The 22,305-nt window shown below is 65.5% G+C and carries 17 protein-coding genes; 6 read left to right on the top strand and 11 right to left on the bottom strand.

Annotated features, from left to right (window positions below; all coding sequences use genetic code 11):
- Positions 1-160: 160 nt before the first annotated feature.
- The 7 genes from GGQ99_RS14570 to GGQ99_RS14540 all read right to left on the bottom strand — a co-directional run bounded on the left by GGQ99_RS14570 (position 161) and on the right by GGQ99_RS14540 (position 7,996).
- Positions 161-1,066, bottom strand: a complete 906-nt coding sequence (locus tag GGQ99_RS14570) for a carbohydrate kinase family protein (protein ID WP_183263080.1) — start codon at positions 1,064-1,066, stop codon at positions 161-163.
- 64 nt (positions 1,067-1,130) lie between these two features.
- Entirely contained in the window at positions 1,131-2,375 is a 1,245-nt protein-coding gene (locus GGQ99_RS14565; protein WP_108605792.1) for a Gfo/Idh/MocA family protein, read from the bottom strand.
- A gap of 30 nt (positions 2,376-2,405) precedes the next feature.
- Positions 2,406-3,419 carry a LacI family DNA-binding transcriptional regulator gene (locus tag GGQ99_RS14560; RefSeq protein WP_183263079.1) on the bottom strand — a complete coding sequence of 338 codons (1,014 nt, stop codon included), beginning with the start codon at positions 3,417-3,419 and terminating at the stop codon, positions 2,406-2,408.
- Entirely contained in the window at positions 3,416-4,405 is a 990-nt protein-coding gene (locus GGQ99_RS14555) for an ABC transporter permease (protein ID WP_183263078.1), read from the bottom strand. Before GGQ99_RS14555 ends, GGQ99_RS14560 begins: the two co-directional genes overlap by 4 nt.
- Complete coding sequence (locus tag GGQ99_RS14550; protein ID WP_183263077.1) at positions 4,402-5,394, bottom strand: ABC transporter permease subunit; 993 nt, start codon at positions 5,392-5,394, stop codon at positions 4,402-4,404. The genes GGQ99_RS14555 and GGQ99_RS14550 overlap by 4 nt, the downstream gene beginning before the upstream one ends.
- Entirely contained in the window at positions 5,391-6,890 is a 1,500-nt protein-coding gene (locus tag GGQ99_RS14545) for a sugar ABC transporter ATP-binding protein (protein WP_183263076.1), read from the bottom strand. The genes GGQ99_RS14550 and GGQ99_RS14545 overlap by 4 nt, the downstream gene beginning before the upstream one ends.
- An 80-nt stretch (positions 6,891-6,970) precedes the next feature.
- Positions 6,971-7,996 (bottom strand): ABC transporter substrate-binding protein, encoded by a 1,026-nt coding sequence (locus tag GGQ99_RS14540; RefSeq protein WP_108609586.1) that lies wholly within the window; start codon positions 7,994-7,996, stop codon positions 6,971-6,973.
- 538 nt (positions 7,997-8,534) lie between these two features.
- Here GGQ99_RS14540 and GGQ99_RS14535 point away from each other — a divergent pair.
- The 3 genes from GGQ99_RS14535 to rpe all read left to right on the top strand — a co-directional run bounded on the left by GGQ99_RS14535 (position 8,535) and on the right by rpe (position 14,541).
- Complete coding sequence (locus tag GGQ99_RS14535) at positions 8,535-10,430, top strand: NHL repeat-containing protein (protein ID WP_246389606.1); 1,896 nt, start codon at positions 8,535-8,537, stop codon at positions 10,428-10,430.
- 11 nt (positions 10,431-10,441) lie between these two features.
- The gene (locus GGQ99_RS14530) at positions 10,442-13,711 is read left to right on the top strand and encodes a DUF7929 domain-containing protein (RefSeq protein WP_183263074.1); all 3,270 of its coding nucleotides are present in this window, start codon (positions 10,442-10,444) and stop codon (positions 13,709-13,711) included.
- A 155-nt stretch (positions 13,712-13,866) separates the two neighbouring features.
- Positions 13,867-14,541 (top strand): ribulose-phosphate 3-epimerase, encoded by a 675-nt coding sequence (gene rpe / locus GGQ99_RS14525; protein WP_183263073.1) that lies wholly within the window; start codon positions 13,867-13,869, stop codon positions 14,539-14,541.
- Positions 14,542-14,896: 355 nt separating this feature from the next.
- Here rpe and nagA read toward each other — a convergent pair whose 3' ends face one another.
- The 4 genes from nagA to GGQ99_RS14505 are packed head-to-tail and all read right to left on the bottom strand — an operon-like array spanning position 14,897 to position 18,738.
- Positions 14,897-16,054 carry an N-acetylglucosamine-6-phosphate deacetylase gene (nagA, locus tag GGQ99_RS14520; protein WP_183263072.1) on the bottom strand — a complete coding sequence of 386 codons (1,158 nt, stop codon included), beginning with the start codon at positions 16,052-16,054 and terminating at the stop codon, positions 14,897-14,899.
- Positions 16,051-17,061 carry an SIS domain-containing protein gene (locus GGQ99_RS14515; RefSeq protein ID WP_183263185.1) on the bottom strand — a complete coding sequence of 337 codons (1,011 nt, stop codon included), beginning with the start codon at positions 17,059-17,061 and terminating at the stop codon, positions 16,051-16,053. Before GGQ99_RS14515 ends, nagA begins: the two co-directional genes overlap by 4 nt.
- A gap of 14 nt (positions 17,062-17,075) precedes the next feature.
- Positions 17,076-17,864: a GntR family transcriptional regulator gene (locus GGQ99_RS14510; protein ID WP_183263071.1), complete on the bottom strand. Its 789-nt coding sequence runs from the start codon at positions 17,862-17,864 to the stop codon at positions 17,076-17,078.
- Positions 17,857-18,738, bottom strand: coding sequence for a BadF/BadG/BcrA/BcrD ATPase family protein (locus GGQ99_RS14505; RefSeq protein WP_183263070.1), 882 nt, complete (start codon positions 18,736-18,738; stop codon positions 17,857-17,859). The genes GGQ99_RS14510 and GGQ99_RS14505 overlap by 8 nt, the downstream gene beginning before the upstream one ends.
- 197 nt (positions 18,739-18,935) lie before the next feature.
- Between GGQ99_RS14505 and GGQ99_RS14500 the strand changes: the two genes are divergently transcribed.
- The 3 genes from GGQ99_RS14500 to GGQ99_RS14490 all read left to right on the top strand — a co-directional run bounded on the left by GGQ99_RS14500 (position 18,936) and on the right by GGQ99_RS14490 (position 22,299).
- Complete coding sequence (locus tag GGQ99_RS14500) at positions 18,936-19,850, top strand: N-acetylmuramic acid 6-phosphate etherase (RefSeq protein WP_183263069.1); 915 nt, start codon at positions 18,936-18,938, stop codon at positions 19,848-19,850.
- A gap of 33 nt (positions 19,851-19,883) precedes the next feature.
- A complete protein-coding gene (locus tag GGQ99_RS14495) occupies positions 19,884-21,140 on the top strand; it encodes an ABC transporter substrate-binding protein (RefSeq protein ID WP_183263068.1) in 1,257 nt (418 codons plus the stop codon).
- Between the two features lie 217 nt (positions 21,141-21,357).
- Entirely contained in the window at positions 21,358-22,299 is a 942-nt protein-coding gene (locus GGQ99_RS14490) for a carbohydrate ABC transporter permease (RefSeq protein ID WP_108605780.1), read from the top strand.
- Positions 22,300-22,305 lie beyond the last annotated feature (6 nt).

Genomic DNA, 22,305 nt, shown 5'->3' with positions numbered 1-22,305 from the left:
GGCATGAGTGGTCACACCAAAACCGCGACCTTCACCATCTCAAATATAACGTGCTTCGAGCGATTTGACGACTCTCGCCGAACGTGTGCGGGGCTCCACGCAAGGTCATCGAATACAGTGGCCGTACCCGTTCGTCAGGGCTGCTTACCTTCGCGCCGTGTCAGGCGCTGTAGCGCCGCGGGAAGGTCGAGATCGCCCGGGCTGCCGTCTCGACGCCGCGCGCAAGTGCTGCGCCGAGCGATCCGCCCTTGGCAAGGGAAGCGAGGAAGGCGGCATTGAAGGTGTCGCCGGCGCCGACGGTGTCGATGACCTCGACCCTGGGCGATGCCGCATGAAAGTGCTCGCCGCCGGCATAGGCGTGGGCGCCCTGCGCGCCGTCCTTGACCACCAGCGTATGCGCGGAACCGATCTGCCGGACGAGTAGGGCGGTAGCAGTGTCGAGATCGTCGACGCCGGCAAGCCCTTTCGCTTCTTCGGCATTGATCAGCGAGATGTCGGCGGCGGCGATCCAGTCGCTGACCTGCCGCTTGTTCGCCTCGGTCCAGCCGACCGGCGGCCAGCCCGGGTCGATGGCGGTGCGCCAGCCTTTTGCCGACAGCGCTTCGAGCAGCGTCGTCGTGCCGGCCTCGATGCGCGGCATCAGGTGTCCGCCCGAGATGAGCGCCAGGGCATTGTCGCCCGGGGCCTGGGGCAGCCGCTCGATCAGGTCTTCGAGGCTGGCACGCTGCAGATGTCCCGGCGTGGTGAAGAACACCCGGTCGCCGCCCTTGTGGACGATGCCGACCGTCAGCGTCGTATCGCACGGCTCGACGATCCATTCGCACGAGGCGGCATCGAACTGTCCGCTCAGCCACGCCCCGTTCGGGTCGTTGCCGACGGATGCGATCATCAGGTGGGCTTCGCCCATCCCGGCCAGCGCAAGTGCGGTGTTGCCGGCGGAGCCTCCCGGCCGCATCTCGGAACGGTCGACGACCACCTCGGTGCCGACGGCCGGCCAGCCGTCGACTTCGCCGAGCACCAGGTCGACATTGACATTGCCGAGAACGAGCAGCGTCGGAACGGTCATAAGGTCTGCCTATGCTATTGCAGCATCCGCCCCGATGGGAGCGGACGCTCGTGTGTCAGTATGGTCACGCGCCGGTGCGCGCGACCACCGGCACATAGTTTTCGAGTTCGGGGGCAGGGAAGCTGACCGTTCCGTTGATCTCGGCAGAGCGATAGAGCCCCATCAGGATCTCGACCACCGCAAGCCCGTCGTCGAAGGTTTCGATCGGCTTCTCGCCCTTGCGGAAGCACTCCACCATGTGACGATTCTCGTCGGTATAGCCGTAGATGCCGGCTTCGTCTTCAAGAACCGGCATCAGGCCCTGTTCGGCATTCTGCTTTTCGACCAGGTCCTCGCCTTCGGCGCCCTTGACCTCACGCGACATGAACACCTTGAGGCCGGTGTTGAGCGAATTGAACTCCATCGCGTATTCCGGCCCGAGCAGTTCGAGCTGGATGCGCAGTCCGGCGCCGACATAGGCCCACGAGGTCGTCGCCTCGATCACCAGCTCGTTGCCGTCCTCGTCCTCGAGCAGGATGGTGCCGCGGGCGAAATCTTCGGACGGGCGGTTGCGGTAGTCGACCTCGGTGCCGAAACGTTTCTTCAACTGGTCGGCATAGTTTGGCCGCGTCCATTTGAGGTTGGCGACGGTGCCGCTGACCGACTTGATGGTCAGCGACTTGCGCTCGGCACCAGGCTTGGTCAGCAGGTGCCGCGCCACCTCGACGCTGTGGCACATCATGTCGGACAGGACGCCGCCGCCCTGCTTGTCGCCCTGCCAGAACCAAGGTTCGTGCGGGCCGGAATGTTCTTCCGCGGCGCGCGCCAGGTAGGGCCGGCCGGTGGCCGAGGCGGCGCGGCGCCAGATGATGTCCTTGCCGCGGATGACCGGCGTGCAGAACACCTGGTTTTCGAGGTAGCCGTGGTTGAGGCCGGCGTCGTCGGCCAGGCGCAGCATCTCGCGCGCTTCGGCGATGGTCCGGGCCAGCGGCTTTTCGCAGGCAACCGCGATGACCTTGCTGCGGCCTGCCTTCACCTCTGCGTGCAGCGTGCGCATCACGTCGAGGCGCGTGTAGTTGGGCGACAGGATCCAGATCGCGTCGACATCGTCGGCATTGACCAGCGATTCCAGGCTGTCGTGGCTGGTGCATTCGCCGAGGCCGAGTTCAGCGACGCGGTTGGCGAAGCGGGCGCGGTTCTCGGCCTTGCGGCTGTAGACGCCGGTGACGTCGACGTTGCGCACGCCGAGCATGCCCCTGAGGTGGAATTCCGCGATGAAGCCGCTTCCGACGAAGCCGACGCGCAGCCGCTGTTTGGGCAATCCGGTCATGGTCGATCCCTCATTTCCTGGTAACTGAAATCATTTCGGGGCTGGCGCCGTGGTGCCGCGTATCTTCAGCGTCGTCGGCAGCATCGCCGGCTTGCGCGGCGTCAGCCCGCCGGCAAGCATGTCGAGCAGCATGTTCATGGCGGCGCGGCCGATCTCGGCTCGCGGCTGGCTGACGGTGGTCAGCGGCGGGTAGAAGGCCTCGCTGAGGAACAGGTCGTCGAAGCCGACGACGGAGACGTCGCCGGGTACGTCGAGGCCTAGGCGGCGCAATTCGTGGATGACGCCGAAGGCCATTTCGTCGTTGGCGACGAAGATCGCCGTCGGCGGCTGCGGCAGCTCGAACAGTTCGCGGCACAGCCGCTGGCCGGTGTGCAACAGGTAGTCTCCGACCGGCTCGTAGCCGTCGGGGATCGCGAGCCCGGCCGCCTGCATGGCGGCGCGGTAGCCGTTGCGGCGGCTGACGCTCATGATCTCCGGCACTGGTCCCGAAATGTGGGCGATGCGCTTGTGGCCGAGCCCGATCAGGTGTTCGACAGCGTCGCGCGCAGCACCTTCGTTGTCGATCATCACATGCGGGAAGCCGGCGTCGCGGATCTCCTCCAGCGCCACCACGATCGGCGCGTCGGCGACCGAATCGAGAAAGCCTTCGCGCGCCGGCAGCTTGCCGGTCATCAGGATCATGCCGTCGGCATGGCCATCGCGCAGCATGTCGAAATACTCGACCTCGCGGTCGGAGTCGTTTTCGGTGTTGCCCATCAGGACGGAGTAGCCGGCGGCGCGGGCGGTGGCTTCGACGCCTTTCAGGATCTCGAGATAGAACGGGTTGCCGACGTCGCGGACCACCATCAGCACCGCCATTGCCCGTTGCGTGCGCAGATTGCGGGCGCTGACATTGGGCCGGTAGTTCATCTCGCGGGCGACCTCGCGGATGCGGCTGAGCGTCGGCTCGGCCACCAGTCCGCTGTCGGAGAGCGCGCGCGACACGGTGGCCGCGGAGACGCCCAGCCGCTCGGCGATGTCCTTGATCTTGGGCCGCTCGTTCATCCGCGCATCGCCCGTCCGCGTCCATAGAACAGCATCAGCAAGAGCAGCGTGGCGCCGAACACCATCTGGCGCCCGGATTCGTCGATGTGCACCGTGGTCAGGATGCCCTGCAGGATGACCAGCAGCAGCGCCCCCGCCATCGTGCCGGTGTAGCCGCCCTTGCCGCCCGACAGCGGCGTGCCGCCGAAGACCACGGCGATGATCGAGGCCAGCATGTATTGCTCGCCGACATTGGCGAAGGACGAGCCGGAATAGCCGAGCAGGCAGATGCCGGTGATGGCGGCGAACACGCCCGACAGCATGAACAGCGAGATGCGCATCGCCCTGACCGGCACGCCGGCCATGTAGGCGGCCTGCTCGTTGGAGCCGATGGCATAGATGCGGTGGCCGTAGACGGTGCGGGTCAGCATGAAGGCCATCAGCAGCCCGATCGCCACCCACAGCCAGATGATGCCGGGCAGGCCGAGCAGGAAGGGCTGGGTGACGAAGCGCGACAGGCCGGGTGCGGCGAAGCCCGAGGGGATGCCGTTGCGCACCACCACCAGCAGGCCCTGCAGCACGCCGAGCATGCCGAGCGTCATGACCAGCGGCGGGATGCGCAGAAGCGTCACCCCCATGCCGTTGATCAGGCCGATGAAGGCGCCGGCCGCCATGCAGGCGAGCACCGCCGGCACGATGGCGCTGTCGGCGCCGTTCATGACGTTGCCGGCGATGATGGCGCTGAGTGAGATGACGCCGCCGACCGACAGGTCGATGCCCTCGCGGCCGCCGAGGATGACGAGGTTCTGGCCGGCGGCGACGATGCCGAGCAGAGCCGCGACGATCAGCAGCCTGAGGATCTGCTGGGCCGAGGCAAAGCCGGGCGAGAGCGTCTCGCCGAGCAGGAGCAGGGCGACGATCAGGATCAGCGCCACGACCAGCGGCTGCTTGAGGAAGGTCAGCATGGGCGACGGCGCGCGTCCCTGGGTTTGCGTGGTGGCGGTCATGCGCGTGCCCTCCGGCCGACGAGCACGCCGGCCATCAGCGCGATCAGGATGGCCAGGCCCTGCACCAGGTTCTGCCATTCCGACGGCGTGCCGACGAAGAACACCAGCGAGTTGATGAGCCCGATGATCAGCGCCCCGATGATCGAGCCGACGACGGTGCCGAAGCCGCCCGACAATGCGCTGCCGCCGAGCACCACGGCCGCGACCGAGAACAGGGTCATCTTGCCGCCGACGAGCGGGTCGCCGCTGGCGGTGTCGCCGGTGATGCAGAAGGCGGCGAGTGCCGCGAACAGGCCGCAGAGCGCATAGCCCTGGATGCGGATTCTGGTCACCGGCAGGCCGCTCTGGAAGGCTGCCTGCGCGTCGTCGCCGACGGCGAGCAACTGGGTGGCGAGACGAGTGCGGGCGAGCACGTAGAGCACGATGGCCAGCAAGATCGCGGCGTAGAAGACGAACGGGATTTCGAAGAAGCGGCCGCCATAGGTGCGCCAGAACGCGGCCGGTGCCGGCGTGCCGGCGACAGGCATCACGTAGAGCGCCAGGCCGGTGAAGAAGATGCTGGTGGCGAAGGTGGCAACGATCGCCTGCAGTCTGAGTGCAGCCACCACGATGCCGTTGACGATGCCGCAGGCCAGTCCGGTGAGCAGGCCGACGCCGAGGGCCGCGACCACCGAAAAGCCGCTGCCGCCCATCTTTTCCATCAGCACGACGATGACGACATTGACCAGCGAGACGATGGCTCCGACCGACAGGTCGATGTCGCCGGCATAGACGACATAGGTCTGGGCGATGGCGAGCATCATCAGCGCGAGATAGGTCTTCACCAGGCCGGTGATGCCGATGAAGCTGATGCTGCGCGGCTGGTAGAGGCCGTTGAGCGCCAGCAACACCAGCGCGATCAGCAGTGCCGGCAAGAAGGGGTAGCGCTCGACGAGACGCTTGAGCCCGCCGCCCGGCTTTTGCGTGGAAATGGTCGCGGTTGTCATCACGCGGCCTCGTAAGCTGCCTGGTAGAGATTGTAGCGCGTACGGTCCGCGCCGGTGAGTTCGCGCCGCACCGAGCCGCCATTGAAGACGAGGATGCGGTCGGCATTGTTGAGCAATTCGGCGTCTTCGGAGGAGTAGAGCACGATACCCATGCCCTCTTCGGCGAGCTTGCGGATCAGCGAAAACAGGTCTGCCTTGGCCGACAGGTCGATCCCCTTGGTCGGATCGTCGAGCAACAGGACGTCGGGCCGGTCGATCAGCCAACGGGCGATGACGATCTTCTGCTGGTTGCCGCCCGACAGCGAATTGATCGGATGGCTGAGCCCGCCGAACTTGGTATGCAGCGCCTCGAGCGCCGGCTTCACCCGTGCCGCCAGCGCCGCCGGTCGCGCTAGTTGCAGCTTCTGCCGGAGATAGTGGATCGGCGTGGCGTTTTCGATGATCGGCCGGCCCTGGATGATGCCGTCGCGGCTGCGGTCGCCGGAGACATAGGCGAGGCCGCGCCGGATGGCGGTGCGTGGATTGGACGGCGTGAAGGCCGAACCCCCGAGCGTGATCGTACCGCCCGCCGCAAGGTTGGCGCCGAAGATGGCGCGCAGCACCGCTGACTGGCCCTGGCCGTGCAGGCCGCCGAAGCCGAGGATCTCGCCCTTGGCGACCTCGAAGCTGACATTGGCAAAACCCTTGCCGGAGAAGTTCTCGGCCTTGAGCACGGCCGCCTTGCGGTCGGTCGCCGCGGCCGGCGGGGCGCTGGCGCCGGCGGCAAGCTCATCCTGGCCGCCGACCATCAGCCGGATCACCGCGGCCGGGTTGGTGTCGGCGATGTTTTCGGTGCCCACCGTCTCGCCGTCGCGGATGACGGTGACGCGGTCGCCGATGGCGAAGATCTCGTCCATGCGGTGCGAGATGAAGATGATGCTGCGGCCATCGGCCTTCAGGCCGCGCAGGATATCAAAGAAGCGGTCGACCTGGGCCCGGTCGAGCGCCGACGTCGGTTCGTCGAAGATGGTGATCGGCGCTTCGGTTGCCAGCGCCTTCATGATCTCAACCAACTGGCGCTGGTCGGCGCGCAGGTTCTCCACCACCGCTTCCGCAGAAAAGCCTTCGCCGGCAACCGTTTCGAACAGGGCGATGTAGCGGGCGGCGCGTATCTCCAGCGCCTTGCGGTCGACGAAGATGCCGCCTGGCATGTCGGGCAGGCAGATGTTTTCCGCCACCGTCCGGTGCCCGGCCAGGCTGAGCTCCTGGTAGAAGATGCCGATGCCGTGCTCGCGCGCCGCATGCGGACCGGTGATGGTCACCGGCTTGCCGTCGATCAGGATTTCGCCGCCGTCAGGCCGCACGCTGCCGGCCAGCACCTTGCACAGCGTGCTCTTGCCGGAGCCGTTGGAGCCGATCAGCACATGCACTTCGCCGGCCTCGACCGTCAGGTCGCCGCGGCGCAAGGCCAGAGTGGCGCCGTAAGCTTTGCTTACGCCGCGCATGATGAGTTTCGACATGGTGGTGGCTTTCCGGTGCTTCGTCGGTCGGGGGACGCGCGGCTGTTTTCAGGCGCGCGTCCCCGTTCGTGGGAGGAAGCTTACTTGAACAGCGCTTCGGCGTCAGCGATCGAAAGCTGGCTGGTGTAGGAGAAGTAGCCCGGCTTGCCGTCGAGCTCCTTGGCGACCTGATCGACGTTCTTGCCGTCGATGAAGGGGATCGGCAGGTACATGGCGTTCTTGTACTGGCCAGCCGTTGCCGGCTCCTTCAGTTCCTTGCCTTCAAGCATCAGCACGGCGACGTTGAGTGCCGAAGCCATGACGCCGGGAGGGTTCACCGAAGCGCCCGAGTTCAGCTTGTCCTTGACCCAGAGGTCGATGAAGTCCTTGCGGATCTCGCCGGTGGCGGCGATCGACGACTGCTTCTTGGCATCGATGATCGACTTCCAGGCGCCTGCCGCCATGCCGTCCTGCACCCAGACACCGTTGATGTCGGGGTTGGTGGCGAGCAGGTTCTGCATCGCCTGCTGGCCCTGGGCCTGATCCCAGTTGGCGTTCACTTCATTGACGATCTTGATGTCGGGATACTGGCCGAACACTTCCTTGTAGCCGGCGACGCGCATCTCGTTGGCCGGGTGGCCGGCGACGCCGTTGATGGCAACGACGTTGCCCTTGCCGCCGAGTGTCTCGGCCAGCCACTTGGCGCCTGCGGCACCCCATGCCTTCTGGTCGATGCCGACATAGGTGGCGTCGGGCGACGACACTTCGGCGTCGGTCGAGATCACCAGGATGCCGGCTTCCTTGGCCTGGGCAAACACCGGATCGAACGCCGTCGGGCTGTTCGGGTTGATGATGATGGCGTTGACGCCTTCGCTGATGAAGTTGCGGACGTGTGCGATCTGGCCGGGCACGTCGACATTGGCGCTCTGCACCACGACCTCGACATTGACGCCCTTTTCCTTCCAGGCCGCTGCTGCTGCCTGTGCCTGTTCGATCATCTGCGTCCGCCACTCCGAGCCGACCCAGCCGTTGGATAGGCCGATCTTGTAGTCGGCCGCCTGGGTCGAGAACGCCGACACGGCCAGCGCCGCGACGGTGGTGAGCGCCAGTGCTGCAAATTTCTTCATGAATTCCTCCCGATGCAAAAACTGCTGCAGCAGATGATAGCCAGAAAATGTAATCGATTTCAATCGGCATTTTGCAAGGGTTTGCGGAACATTCGATTGCCTCAAAATGAGGTCGCCGGCGGGCCCTTCGAGGTGAACCTTTCCCGGCGTTGGCGCGACCAACGTCCAGGCGCCGCGTGGTGCGGTGTCATGAAAGGAAAACCCAATGACCACAGACACCAGGTGTTGCGGGTCACCGCGAGCACCCGGAGCACGGCGCGACCACCGCTTCAGGGACAGGGTGGACGCGTTGGGCTTCGGGCTTGTTCCATTGACCCTAGGTAAGCCCCGGCGTATCGTCGCGCCGAGGGACAATAGCAGGACTGCAAGGGAGGAAAGTGCCGGGTATCAGCGCTTCGCTCTCGCATGCGCTCCAGCACCTTCTTCCACACAACTCGGGAGAGGTGTCATGCCGTGCTTTCGTGGTGGTTTCGGCGCGCTCGCGCATGCAGCCGGACCGTCAGGCAACCGCCTGGGAGCACTCGCGCTGCACGCCGGCATGATGGCGCTGGCGCTCGCCGCCAATCTCTGGCTGGCGCCACAGGCCGGCGCCCAGGAAACCCAGATCATCAACCCAGGATCGATGGCGGTCACCGGCTTTTCCGGCACAGTCATTCCCGGTATCGAGGAAGGGTTGCCGCCCGGCGTCGACCCGGTAGACGAAACCTTCATCGACACAGAGCGCGCAACCTTGCGCGTTTTCGACGTTTCGGCCCTCGGCGGGCCGCCGTCGGGCCAGCTCGTCAATACGCCGTTGCCCTTCGAGGTCCTCGCCGGCCAGATCGGCCAGGTCTTCGCGCTGACCTATGACGACGGTGTCCGCGACGGCACCCCGTCGGGCGTGCCCGATCTCTACGCGGGCGCGACCTCGCTGCACGGCATCCGCATCGTCACGCCTGATGCCGACGACGACGGACGGCCTGAGCGCCAGCGCCGCGGCATCGCCGGCGCCACCTTCATGGCCGGCCAGTTCGGCGAGGAGAATGGCGGCGGCCCCGGCACGATCTGGCGGATCGACGGCATCTCGGGTGCTGTCACCAAGTTCGCCGACATCGACACCAACAGTGGTCCCGGCATTGGCGACGTTACCTTCGACAAGGTTCATCGCCAGTTCTTCGCCTCCGACCTCGACACTGGCCTGATCCACCGCATCGACGCAACGGGTGCACTGATCGACACCTTCGACCATGGCGTCACGGGCCGCCCGGTGCGCGGGCTGGCACCGACTGCCGATGACGGCGCGGTGATGGACATTGCCGGCGCCGCCTTCGACAGCGAGGACCCCGGCACCTGGGGCTATACCCAGGACGAGCGCCGCGTTTGGGGCGTGGCCTTCCACGGTGGCCGCGTCTACTACGCGGTCGGTGACGAGGCTGAGATCTGGTCGGTCGGCATCGCCCGCGACGGCAAATTTGCCGGCGACCCGCGCTGGGAGCTGACCGTCGAGGCCGACAAGGACCTGCCGGTCACCGACATCGTCTTCGACAGCAGGGGCTTCATGTATCTGGCCCAGCGCGGCGAGGTCGAAAACCGCTTCGACTACAGCCAGTTCGCCGACACCGGCGATGGCGAGGTCATCCGCTACTGGCGTGAAAGTCCCGATGATCCGGCGACCGAAAGCATCTGGGTGTCGGTGCCGCAGGAATATGCGGTCGGCTTTCCCGAAGGCAATCGCCAGTCGGCCGGCGGCATCGACCTGCAATATGGCTATGACGCGCAGGGCTTCATCAACCCCAACGCCTGCACCGACAGCATCGTCAAGACCGGCGACAAGCTCAGGGACAACCCGGCCCTGGCCGAGCAGCTCGCCGCGGGTGGTCCGCTTGCCGTCCATGGGGTGCAGATCACCTCGACCTCGCTCGTGAAGCCGGCGAACGTTCCGCCTTTCGGATCGTGGTTCGTCGACTTCGACAGCTTCTATGAAGATCCCGAGGTCGAGGGACATGTCGGCGACGTCGAGATATGGCGGCCATGCGAAGGCCGCGCCGGCTATTACGAGCAGGTTCCCTATCCCGGCGACTATCCGACGCCGCTGTGGCCGCCGGATTTTCCGCCGCCTGGCAACATCCCGCCCTGCCTCGACGTCGAGGCAGTCGAGTATTTCTGCACCCCGGCCGGGCTCGAGGCCGATCTCTATGTCCGTGACGTTGCAGGCATTGGCGGCGATTCCGTCAAGGCCGATTCCAGGACGCCGGGCGTTGGCATCTCACCGCTTCAGCAGACCAAGCCGGCAGGCGCGCCGTTCACCATCGGGGTGACCGGCCACTTCCCCGGCGACACGGTCAATGTCGGCCTGTGCTTCTACAAGCAGTCCGACGCCGACAAGGGCGGCTATTACCCTTGCTGCAAGGTGGTGGTGCCGCTCGAAACGCCCGCCGCAAGCTGCGAACCGTGAGGGAGGGAGAGATGAACATCCACGCTCCCGTCCCGCTCGACAGCAAAGCAACCGTCATGGAGACGATCATGAAACCCCTGTCATTCGCCAGGCGCGGTGCGCGCTGGCTGGTGGCGGCAGGTATCGCGCTCGCCGCCATGCCCCTGTCGCCGGCAGCCGCCCAGCCGTTGCCCGATGTCGTGCCTGAACTGAGGCTCGACCGCGTCGTGCCGCATCCCGGCCATGACGACGTCGTGCCGTTCTTCACCAAAAAGGGTGCCCAGCGCAATTGCGACTATGTCGTCTATAATTTGCGCTTCGGTGCCCGCGGCAATCCGGAAAAGTTCTTCGATCCGGCCTTCGCCAACGGTCTCAAGACGCTGCGGATGGATTTCCGCGACCAGCTTGCGCCCGGCCTGAAGATCGTCAACGTGCAGGCCAGCGGCGACGGCACCGATGCCGTCGGCGGACCGTTGCCGGCAGCCGGCATCGGCACCACCGCCAACCCGAACGACACGGCGACCATCGCCGACTTCCGGCTGTCGGCGACCGATCTCGACGGTGTCGGCGCGCCCAACGAACGCTACATCGACATCCGCATCACAGCTCTGATCGACCACGCAGCCTTCCCGGCGCCCACGGTCGTCGACAACCAGGGCTTCGTCAAGCTGTCGGCAGGTCCCGGTTCGATCGAGATCCCCTCGCACGATCCGGCCAGGCCCGACGATGGCGATTTCCGCACTGGCGAGAAGACCCAGATCCGCATCGACGTCACCGACTGCGAGCCGCCTCCGCCACCGCCTCCGGGCGGCGACGAGCCGTGCTTCAAGGTCGAGACCGGCGATGTCGACTGCGTGCCCGGTGGCGGCGCCTACATCTACAACATGCCTGTCGGGCCCGAGATGGCCGGCCGCTGGGTGCAGCTGCGCACCACCACGCCGGGCATCACCATCGACCCGCCGATGCAACTCGTTCCGCCCGGTGGCGGCGTGCTGCACTGGGAGATCGAAGGTGCAGGACCCGGCGATGTCGTGCATCTGATCGTCACCGGCATCGAAACCTATGCCGGTCCGGAAGAGGGCGTCGGCCTGTGCTGCACCCAGACGGTCGACATCGTCATTCCCCCCGACCTTCGCTGCCCGCCCGACAAGGAACCGGACATCAAGGTCGAGAAACGTGCCGACGTTGCCCGCTGCACGGTCCTTGGCGGCTGCAACTTCACTATCCGCGTCACCAATGTCGGTGACGGCCCCTACAATGGCAAGATCGTGCTCGACGAGGTGACCTTGCCCGGCAACGCCACGATAGATTCCGGGCCCAACGCGCCCTGGACCTGTCTGCCGGCAACCAGCCCTATGAGTTGCGAGCATCCCGCGACCACGCTCGATCCCGGCGAATGGGTCGATCTCAAGATCGGCTTTGAGCCCGGACCCGGCTGGGAGGCGAGCTTCATCCGCAATTGCGCCGAGTACGACTACACGGCGAGCGAAAAGCCCGACGTGTTCGGCCGCACCGACAACGACAAGGCGTGCGCCAGCATTCCGATCTGCAAGCGCGGCGATCCCGATTGCCGTCCACCGGTGGAAAAGAAGGTCGACCTGCGCATCACCAAGGATCCGCGTTCGGTCTCCTGCAGTGCCGATGGCGTCTGCAGCTTCCTGATCCGTGTCTACAACAACGGCACCCAAAACTATGTCGGTCCGCTGACCGTCATCGACGACTATCCCACTGGAGCGCCGACGTCCTCGACCTTCGGCCCGACCCCGCCCTGGGCCTGCGGTCCGGCCGGTCCCGGCCAGTTCCGCTGCGACCATCCGGGCGTGGCACTGGTGCCGGGCGCGTCAGTGCCGCTTTCGGTGGTCGCCATCGTGCCGCCGGACTATCCGTCCGACATGATCCGCAACTGTGGCGAGGTACGGGCGATCCCTGGTGAGACGGTGCTGGCCAACAACAAGGCCTGCGCCACCATGCGCATCCCGCATCCGGGACGGCCGCGGCTGACCGTCGCCAAGACCGGCGACCGGCAGTGCGAGACGGGCCGGCCCTGCTCGTTCGAGATCACCATCACCAACAGCGGCACCGGTCCCTTCAATGGCTCGGTCCGCATCGGCGATGCCATCGGCGTGGACGGGCTCGGCCGGCTGGACGGCGTTCCGATCAGCTCGATCGAGCCGCCTTTCGGCTGCACGCCCGAGCCAACGACGCTGCCATTGTCCTGCGTCACCAACATCAGCCTCGGCGCCGGCGAAAGCCGCGTCCACAGGGTGACGGTGATGATACCGGACGACGGCCGCCTCGCCAATCTCCCCCGGCCGGTGCCGGCCCAGAACTGCGTTGCCGTGCTTCCGCCCGACACGCCGGTTCGCGGGCTGGACCTGGCCGGTGGCACGGCCCTTCCGGGCGGTCTTGGCGCCGGCAGTCCCTATGCCTGCCACCGCTTCCTGATCGACCATGAGGTCAAGCAGGAGTGCTCGGAAGGTTTCGTGCTCAACCAGGCCGGCCGTTGCGTCTGCCCCGAAGGCACGGCGTTCCGCAATGGCCAGTGCGTGCCCGATGGCGGCACGGTGACGCCGGTTCCGCCGGTCAAGCCGCAATGCCGCCTGTTGCCGGGACAGATCCGCACCGAGGACGGACGCTGCATCTGCCCGCGCGGCACGGACCTCAAGAACGGCAAGTGCGTGCGGCCGGAACAGCCGCCGGAACGGCAGTGCAAGCTGCTGCCCGGCCAGATCCGGACGCAGGACGGAAGCTGCGTCTGCCCGCGTGGCACCGAGCTGAGGAACGGCCGCTGTGTCAAGGATGTGCCGCCGGTACGCCAGTGCACGCTGCTGCCGGGCCAGATCCGTACGCAGGACGGGCGCTGCATCTGCCCGCGTGGCACAGAGCTGAGGAACGGTCGCTGCGTCAAGGATCAGCCGCCGGTGCGCCAGTGCAAGCTGTTGCCTGGCCAGATCCGGACCCAGGACGGGCGTTGCATCTGTCCGCGCGGAACGCAGCTGGTCCGAGGCGCATGCCGCAAGGCACAGGTAGAGTGCCCGCAAGGCACGACGCTGGTGCGCGGCCGCTGTGTGCCCGACCGTCAGGACACCGTCTGCCGCCGTGGCGAGGTGCTGATCAACGGCCAGTGCGTGACCATCGAGCGTGAGTGCCCGCGCGGCACGGTCGGCAACTATCCGAACTGCCGTCCGATCCGCCAGCAGCCCACGTTGCAGATCCCGATCAATCCGGATGTGTTCCGCGGCCTGATTCCGCAGAGACGGGAGCAGCAACAGCCGAGGACCAACAACATCATCCCGCAGTGATCGGTATGAACGCATGGAACCCCGCCGGCTGGTCCGGCGGGGTTCTGCTTTCCGGGGTTTATACGGCGATGTGGCTGCATTCCGGTCTCGACAAGCCGGGCGCCGGAGATTAGGCAAGCCGGAAACCGGCTCTGCCCCTTTCGAAAGGCCTGAACGTGAGCAACAAAACCCTGATTGCGCCCTCGGTGCTGTCGTCGGACTTCTCAAAGCTCGGCGACGAGGTCGAGGCCATCGTCGCCGCCGGCGCCGACTGGATCCACCTCGATGTCATGGACGGCCATTTCGTCCCCAACATTACCTTCGGCCCCCCCGTCATCAAGGCGATCCGCAACCGCACCGACAAGGTGTTCGACTGCCACCTGATGATCGCGCCGGCCGATCCCTATCTCGCGGCCTTCGCCGACGCCGGCTGCGACATCATCACGGTCCATGCCGAGGCCGGGCCGCATCTCGACCGCTCGCTGCAGACGATCCGCAATCTCGGCAAGAAGGCCGGCGTGTCGCTCAACCCGTCGACGCCGGAATCGGTGATCGAATACGTGCTCGACCGGCTCGACCTGGTGCTTTTGATGACCGTCAATCCGGGCTTCGGCGGCCAGGCCTTCATCCCGGCGGTCATCGACAAGGTCAAGCGCGTCAAGGCGATGATCGGCAACCGTCCGATCGACATCGAGATCGACGGCGGCGTGACGCCAGAGACCGCGCCGCTGGTTACTGCAGCGGGAGCCAATGTACTGGTTGCCGGCAACGCCGTGTTCAAGGGTGGGCCGGCTGCCTATGCCGCGAACATCGAGGCGATCCGGGCCGCGGCTGACAAGGCTGCGATCTAAGCTAGAGAATTTGCCCCTCACCCTTACCCTCTCCCCGTGAAGGATGGGGCGTCAACGTTGCCGTTTGTCCCTTCTCCCCGTCATTACGGGGAGAAGGTGCCGGCAGGCGGATGAGGGGCAGCGCCGCCGTACGCGAACTTGGATCCTCGCCCCCAATTCGAGCAGAAATACCCCCGCCCCTAACCCCTCCCCACAAGGGGGAGGGGAACTAGCTCCTCACGGCTTCGGCCTGGATTGTCGAACTTTGGCGCTGAACGGTCGGTCCCCCTCCCCTGGGGAGGGGTTAGGGGTGGGGGTGTGAGCGCGAAAGCAGGTCGTTAGGCAAGCTGCGAGGGAGCATTGCGCTCCATCCAACCTACGCCGAAAACACCTTCTTGCCGTCGATCCAGGTGCCTGACACGTCGAGCGTGTCGGTCAGCTGCACGGCGTTCGCCGCGTAGCCCTTGGCCAGCCGCCCGAGGCGCTTTTCCTGCCCGACCGCCTCCGCCGGATAGAGCGAGGCCAAGCGGATCGCCTCGCCGAGGTCGTATCCGATTGTCTCGTGCATGAAGCGGATCGCCGAGATCATGTCGAGGTCGGCGCCGGCAAGCGTGCCGTCTTCCAGTGTCAGCCGTCCGTTCTCGCGCTTGATGGTGCGGCCGTTGAGCGTGAACGACTTGAGATCGGTGCCGATGGTTGCCATCGCGTCGGTGACCAGGAAGATGCGCGCTGGGCCGTTCTTGGCCTTGAGCGCGATCTGCATTGTTGCCGGGTCGACGTGGATACCGTCGGCGATCAGCCCTGCGGAGAACGTGCCGATGTCGACTGCCGCGCCGGCAAGGCCGGGCTCGCGGTTGCCGATCTGGCTCATGGCGTTGAACAGATGCGTCGCCATCGACGCGCCGGCCTCGGCATATTGCTTCGCCGTGCGGTAGCTGGTGTCGGTGTGGCCGAGGCTGACGACGACGCCGGCATCGGCCAGCGTCTTGACCTGCCCGGCCGTGACCGACTCCGGTGCCACCGTGGTCAGCAGCACCGGCATCGTGGCCCGCGCGGCGATCAGCGCGGCCTCGTCGTCACCGTCCATCGGCCGGATCAGCTTGGGATCGTGCGCGCCCTTGCGGGAGAGCGACAGATGCGGCCCCTCGAGATGCAGGCCGAGGAAGCCGGGCATCTTGCGTTTCGCTGCTTCCGCACCCGCGGCGATGGTCGAGCGCGTGATCTCGGGGGTGTCGGTGATCAGCGTTGGCAGCACCGCGGTCGTGCCGAACGGCATTTGCGCCTTGCAGATGATGTCGAGCGTGTCGGCGTCGGGCTTGTCGTTGAGCATCAGCCCGCCGCCGCCATTGACCTGGAGGTCGATGAAGCCGGGGACGAGCATGGCGCCGCCTCCGGCCACCGTCAGGCCGGCCGGCACAGCGTCGCGCTCGACGATGCCCTCGACCAGCCCTTCAGCGACGATGAGCGCAGCATTTTCATGCCACGCCTCTCCGTCGAAGATGCGCCCCGCAGCTATCGCAAAACGATCGCTCATATCGTTTCGGTCACTTTCCTGAGATTGGGCGGGCTGTCGGGGTCGAGGCCGCGATGGCGAGCGAAGGCCTCGACGAAGCCGTAGAACGAGGCGATCAGCATCAGCGGATCGGTCAGCGGATGGCCGGTCGCTACATGCGGCAGCACCTTGGCCTTTTTGGCCAGCGAAGACGTGATGTGGATCGCTGCACCGCGCCCGGCAAGCCCGTCGGCGGCTTCGGCGATCGACGGCTCCGAGGCATCGCGGGCGGCAAGCGCCAGCACCGGGAAGCCCGGGCGCACCAGTGCCAGCGGGCCGTGCATGACCTCTGCCGCGCTGTAGGATTCGGCGTGCATGGCGCAGGTTTCCTTGAACTTCAGCGCCGCCTCGTTGGCGATGGCAAAGGACGGGCCGCGGCCGAGGATGAACAGCGAATTGCCGTCGGTCAGGTCTCCGGCAATGTCCATCCAGTCGCATTCGACTGCCTTGGCGAAATGCTCGGGCAAGGCTTTCAGCGCTGCGAGCAACTTGTCGTCGCTGGTCCAGTGGGCGAGCACGGCCAGGCCCGCTACCGCCGAATTGACGAAGGTCTTTGTCGCCGCGACGCTTTTTTCGACGCCTGCCTGGATGTCGATGGCATGGTCGGATGCGGCTGCCAGTGGCGAGCCGGCGGTGTTGGTGAGCGCGATCGTCAGCGCACCGCCGGCGCGTGCGCCTTCCGCCATGGCGACGATGTCGGGGCTCTTGCCCGACTGCGAAATGGCGAGGCAGGCGGAATCGGCGAGCTTCAGCTCAGCGCCGTAGATCGACGAGATCGACGGGCCAATCGAAGCCACGGGAAGCCCGGCCGTCAGCTCGATGGCGTATTTGAGGAAGGACGCCGCATGGTCGGAGGAGCCGCGCGCAACGGTGGTAACGAAGCGCGGCGACGCGCGCTTGAGATGCAGGCCGGTTTCGGCCAGTTCCTTGGCTGAACCTTCGAGCAGGCGCGCAGTCGCTTCGGGGATTTCGGCGATTTCGCGCCGCATGTGCGTTGTCGCGTTCAAGCGATGTCTCCTTCTTGCCCATCCGGGCCGGGTAGCCTTAGTTCAGCGACGAAGTCATAGGCGTCGCCACGGTAGATCGACTTGGTGAACTCGATCACCTTGCCGCTGGCAAGGTATGAGATGCGCTCGATCTGCAGGCAGGCCGAGCCTTCCGGCACGACCAGCAGCTTGGCCTCGGCGCCACCGAGATTGACCGCCGAGATGCGCTGCACGGCGCGCACCGGCCGGTGGCCGGTCTTGCCCAATGCCATATAGAGCGACGTTGTGACTTCGCGAGGGTCAGGCAGCACCGAAGCAGAGATTGCCGCGCGTTCGATCGCCAGCGGCGTCTCGTCGGCGATGCGCAGGCGGCTCAGCCTGGAAACGAGCTCGCTCGCTGACAGCCCGAGCACCATCATCTCGTCGGGCGAGGGCGGGTAGACGCCGCGCTCGAGCCATTGCGAGCGCGCCGCCATGCCGCGCCGGGCCATGTCTTCGGTGAACGACGTCAGTCGCGACAGCGACTGCTCGACGCGCTCCATGCGCGGCGCCACGAAAGTGCCGGAGCCATGGCGCTGGACCAGCACGCCGGACTTGACCAGGTCCTGCACCGCCTTGCGCACGGTGACGCGGGAAATGTCGGCCTGGGCTGCGATGTCGCGTTCCGAAGGCAGGGCATCGCCGGGGCCGATCAGTCCGCGCCTGACTGCATCCTCGATGTTCTTCTTGAGCTGCAGGTAGAGCGGCGCGCCGCTCTGGCTGACGTCGCGCAGGGCTGCGAAAATCCGCTCGGCGGCGTCATCCATGGCCGCCTCCCGCCTTGCCGAATATCCTGGCCGCCATTGCCACGGCGCCGCCGAGCGCGTCCTGCAGCGGCGGATGCATGATCGCGCGGTAGCGCTTCGAAAGCAGTGGCGCATAGAGGCCGGCAAGCCCGCCAAGCAGGCACAGCCGCTCGGTTGGCGCCAGATCGAAGACAGCGAGCGTTTCCTCGACGTCGGCGACGGCACGCTCGACAAGCTTCTGGCCGAGAGCGTCGCCTTTCGCTGCGTGCTCGAACACCATTGGCGCGAATGCACCGTAGTCGCCGGGCTTGGCAGCCGTGGTGAATTCGACGATGTCGCTGGGGTCGCGGTTGAAACGCTCGAGCATGATGTCGGCGAGCGGCGTGCCGGCATGGACCTTGTCATGGACCAGCAGCGTTTCCTGCAAAAGGTCGCGGCCGATGCGCGCGCCGCTGCCGAGATCGCCGATCTGGAAGCCCCAGCCGCCGACGGGACGGAGATGTCCTTTCTGGCGTGCCAGATAGACGGTGCCGGTTCCAAGTGCCGCGATGGCGCCGTCATGCTCGCCGAGCGCGCCTTCGAGCGAGATCAGCGAGTCGTTTTCGATGCGGCTGTTCCGGAACGGCAGCATGGCTTGGAGCCGCTGCTTGTAGTCGCCGACATTGGCGCCGGCGAGGCCGAGCACGGCACCGGCCGTGCCGATCAGTGCGGGATCGCGGCCGGCCTCGGCAAACGCCAGGCGGGCGGCTTCGACGATATTTTCACAGGCGCCTGCGAGGTCGGTGCGGATATTGGCGGGTCCGCCCCGCCCGCGACCCAGAATGTCGCCGGTCGCGCTGGCCAGTGCGGCCCGGCAGCCGGTGCCGCCACCATCTATCCCGAGCACAAGATCCACGGCGTTTTCTCCTCGTGATGGATAATACCAATAAAATACCAATAGCCAAGTGTTAAATTCCCGCTTCCGGACAGACTTCCGCATAATATTGAATTTTATAGATTTTTTGGCCTGCCTTGCATTGCAGCAAAGGAATTTGTTAACGCCGCTGGACAAGTGGTATTTTTTTGGTATTGTCGATGAAAGGGAGAGACAGAATGGCGCCAACGCGTACCGAAGCGGTGCATAAAGATGCCGGGGGCATTGATGCCCAGGCACCTGAATCCGTTCTTCGCCTGCTTGCCGCAGCGCAGGTCGAGGCTGCCGGTGCCGTTCACGCTGCCATCCCCGCAATTGCCGAAGCTGCCGCCAAGATCGCCGAGCGTCTCGCTGCCGGCGGACGTCTTGTCTATGCCGCGGCCGGCAGTTCCGGCCTGATGGCGCTGGCCGATGCGCTCGAGCTTCCCGGAACCTTCGGCATTCCCCGCGACCGCGTCGTCATCCTGCTTGCGGGCGGCACCGACAGCCTTGTCAATCTCACCGGTGCGCCGGAAGACGATGCCGGGCAGGCCATGAAAGAAGTCGCCGCCGCCGAGCTGAATGCCGGTGATTGCCTGATCGCCATCTCGGCCAGCGGCTCGACGCCTTTTGCCATAGGCGCGCTCAACGAGGCCCGGCGCCGCGGTGCTGCGACGATTGCGGTCGCCAACAATGCCGGTGCGCCGATGTTCGACATCGCCGAAATTTCGGTCCTGCTTGCCACGCCGCCGGAAGTCGTTGCCGGCTCGACCCGCATGGGCGCCGGCACGGCGCAGAAGATCGCGCTCAACATGATGTCGACGCTCGTCGCCATCCATCTCGGCCATGTCCATGACGGCTACATGGTCAATCTTCATGCCGACAACATCAAGCTGCACGAGCGCGCCGCACGCATCGTCTCGGCGATTGCAGGCTGCGACACGGCCACCGCGAAAACCCTGCTCGAAATGAGCGGCGGTTCGGTCAAGGTGGCGATCCTTTTGGCCTCGGGTGCGGCAAGCCCGGAGGCGGCAAACCAACTTCTGGATGGGGCGGGCCAGAAACTGAGGTCCGCTCTGTCGAAGCTCGAGGGGAGCAGAGGCTCTCATCAGTAGAGGCCCGAGAGAAAGTAAACAGGGAGAATGGAAATGAAACATAGGTTGCTTACTGGACTTCTGATGGCGTCCAGCATCCTCGGCTCCGCCGGGATCGCGCTCGCCCAGGACAAGACGCTGACCATCGAGAGCTGGCGCAATGACGACCTCGCCATCTGGCAGGAAAAGCTGATCCCGGCGTTCGAAGCCAAGAACCCCGGCATCAAGGTCACCTTCTCGCCGTCGGCTCCGACCGAGTACAACGCCGCGCTCAACGCCAAGCTCGATGCTGGCTCGGCTGGCGATCTCATCACCTGCCGTCCGTTCACGTCGATCGACCTCTATGGCAAGGGTCAACTTGCCGATCTGACTGCGCTGCCCGGCATGGAGAACTTCTCCGATGTCGCCAAGTCCGCCTGGCAGACCGACGACGGCAAGGCGACCTTCTGCGTGCCGATGGCATCCGTCATCCACGGCTTCATCTACAACAAGGAAGCCTTCGACAAGCTCGGCATCGCCGTGCCGGCGACCGAAGAAGAGTTCTTCGCCGCCCTCGACAAGATCAAGGCTGACGGCACCTACATCCCGATGGCGATGGGCACCAAGGATCTCTGGGAAGCTGCGACCATGGGCTACCAGAACATCGGACCGAACTACTGGAAGGGCGAGGAAGGCCGCCTGGCGCTCATCAAGGGCGAGCAGAAGCTGACCGATGCCGACTGGGTTGCGCCGTTTGCGACGCTCGCCAAGTGGAAGCCTTATCTCGGCGACGGCTTCGAGGCGCAGAGCTACCCCGACAGCCAGAACCTGTTCACGCTCGGCCGCGCCGCGATCTTCCCGGCCGGCTCGTGGGAGATCTCGACCTTCAACACCCAGGCGCAGTTCAAGATGGGCGCCTTCCCGCCGCCGGTCCAGAAGGCTGGCGACACCTGCTACATCTCCGACCACACCGATATCGGCCTGGGCCTGAACCCCAAGAGCGCGAATGCCGATGCCGCCAAGGCCTTCCTGTCCTGGGTCGCTTCGCCTGAATTCGCCACGATCTACGCCAACGCGCTGCCGGGCTTCTTCAGCCTGAACTCGGCGCCGGTGAAGATGGAAGACCCGCTCGCCCAGGAATTCGTCTCCTGGCGTGAGAAGTGCAAGCCGACCATCCGCTCGACCTACCAGATCCTGTCGCGCGGCACGCCGAACCTCGAAAACGAGACCTGGGTCAAGTCGGCCAACGTCATCAACGGCACCGAGACCCCGGAAGCCGCTGCTGCCGAGCTGCAGAAGGGCCTCGACAGCTGGTTCAAGCCGGCTAAGTAAGATGCGGCGGGCTTGATGCTCGCTCGGGAGGGCGCCGCTTCGGCGGCGCTCTCCCACCCCCTCGAATATTCGAACGTTGCGGACTCGGAATCAGGGGTTGAACGTCGGCGTACAAAGATGCGCTACTGCTTCCGACAGCCATTGGCGGGAAGCCCGCTGAGGTCCATCCTCGCTATCACCATCAACGGCCCGACACGGCCGGACCAGGGAATTTGAGATGTCGGAGCAAAGCCTAGAGCATAGCCAAGACAAGAGACCGACGCGTTGGCACATTGCCGTCTTCCTCGCGCCGGCCCTCCTGGTCTACACCGCCGTGATGATCCTGCCGCTGTTCGGCACGCTGCAGCTGTCGCTGTTCCGTAGCATAGACAATGTGCAGGTCTTCACCGGCCTCGAAAATTTCCGCACGCTGTTCGGTGATCCGCGCTGGTCGAACTCGTTCTGGAACGCGCTCGGCAACAATACCTGGTTCTTCATCATCCACATGCTGGTGCAGAATCCGATCGGCATCCTGCTTGCCGCCCTGCTGTCGAGCCCCAAGCTGCGGTTCTCCGCCTTCTACCGCACGGCGATCTTCATTCCGACCATACTGTCCTTCGTCATCGTCGGCTTCGCCTGGAAGCTGATCCTGAGCCCGTTGTGGGGTGTCGCGCCCAACCTGCTCGATATGGTTGGTCTCAAAAGCCTGTTCGTGCCCTGGCTCGGCAAGGAAGAATATGCGCTGACCGCGCTCAGCCTGATCTCGGTATGGCAATTTGTCGGTATCCCGATGATGCTGATCTATGCCGCCATGCTGTCGATCCCAGAAGAGGTCATTGAGGCTGCCGAATGCGACGGCGTCACCGGCTTCTCCCAGTTCTGGAAGATCAAGCTGCCGCTGATCCTGCCTTCGATAGGCATCATCTCGATCCTCACTTTCGTCGGCAACTTCAACGCCTTCGACCTGATCTATTCGGCGCAGGGCGCGCTGGCCGGGCCGAACTACGCCACCGATATCCTCGGCACGTTCCTCTACCGCACCTTCTTCGGCTTCCAGCTGCAGACGGGCGATCCGAACATGGGCGCCACCATCGCCTCGATGATGTTCTTCATCATCCTCACCGGCGTCTGCGTCTATCTTTTCCTCATCCAGACGCGGCTGCGCCGCTACCAGTTCTGAGGGTGT

It is taken from the genome of Aminobacter niigataensis, assembly GCF_014200015.1.
In the GTDB taxonomy this organism is placed as follows: Bacteria; Pseudomonadota; Alphaproteobacteria; order Rhizobiales; family Rhizobiaceae; genus Aminobacter; species Aminobacter niigataensis.
The sequence above is the reverse complement of the archived record's forward strand: the minus strand, read 5'-3'. Positions and strand labels throughout refer to the sequence as shown.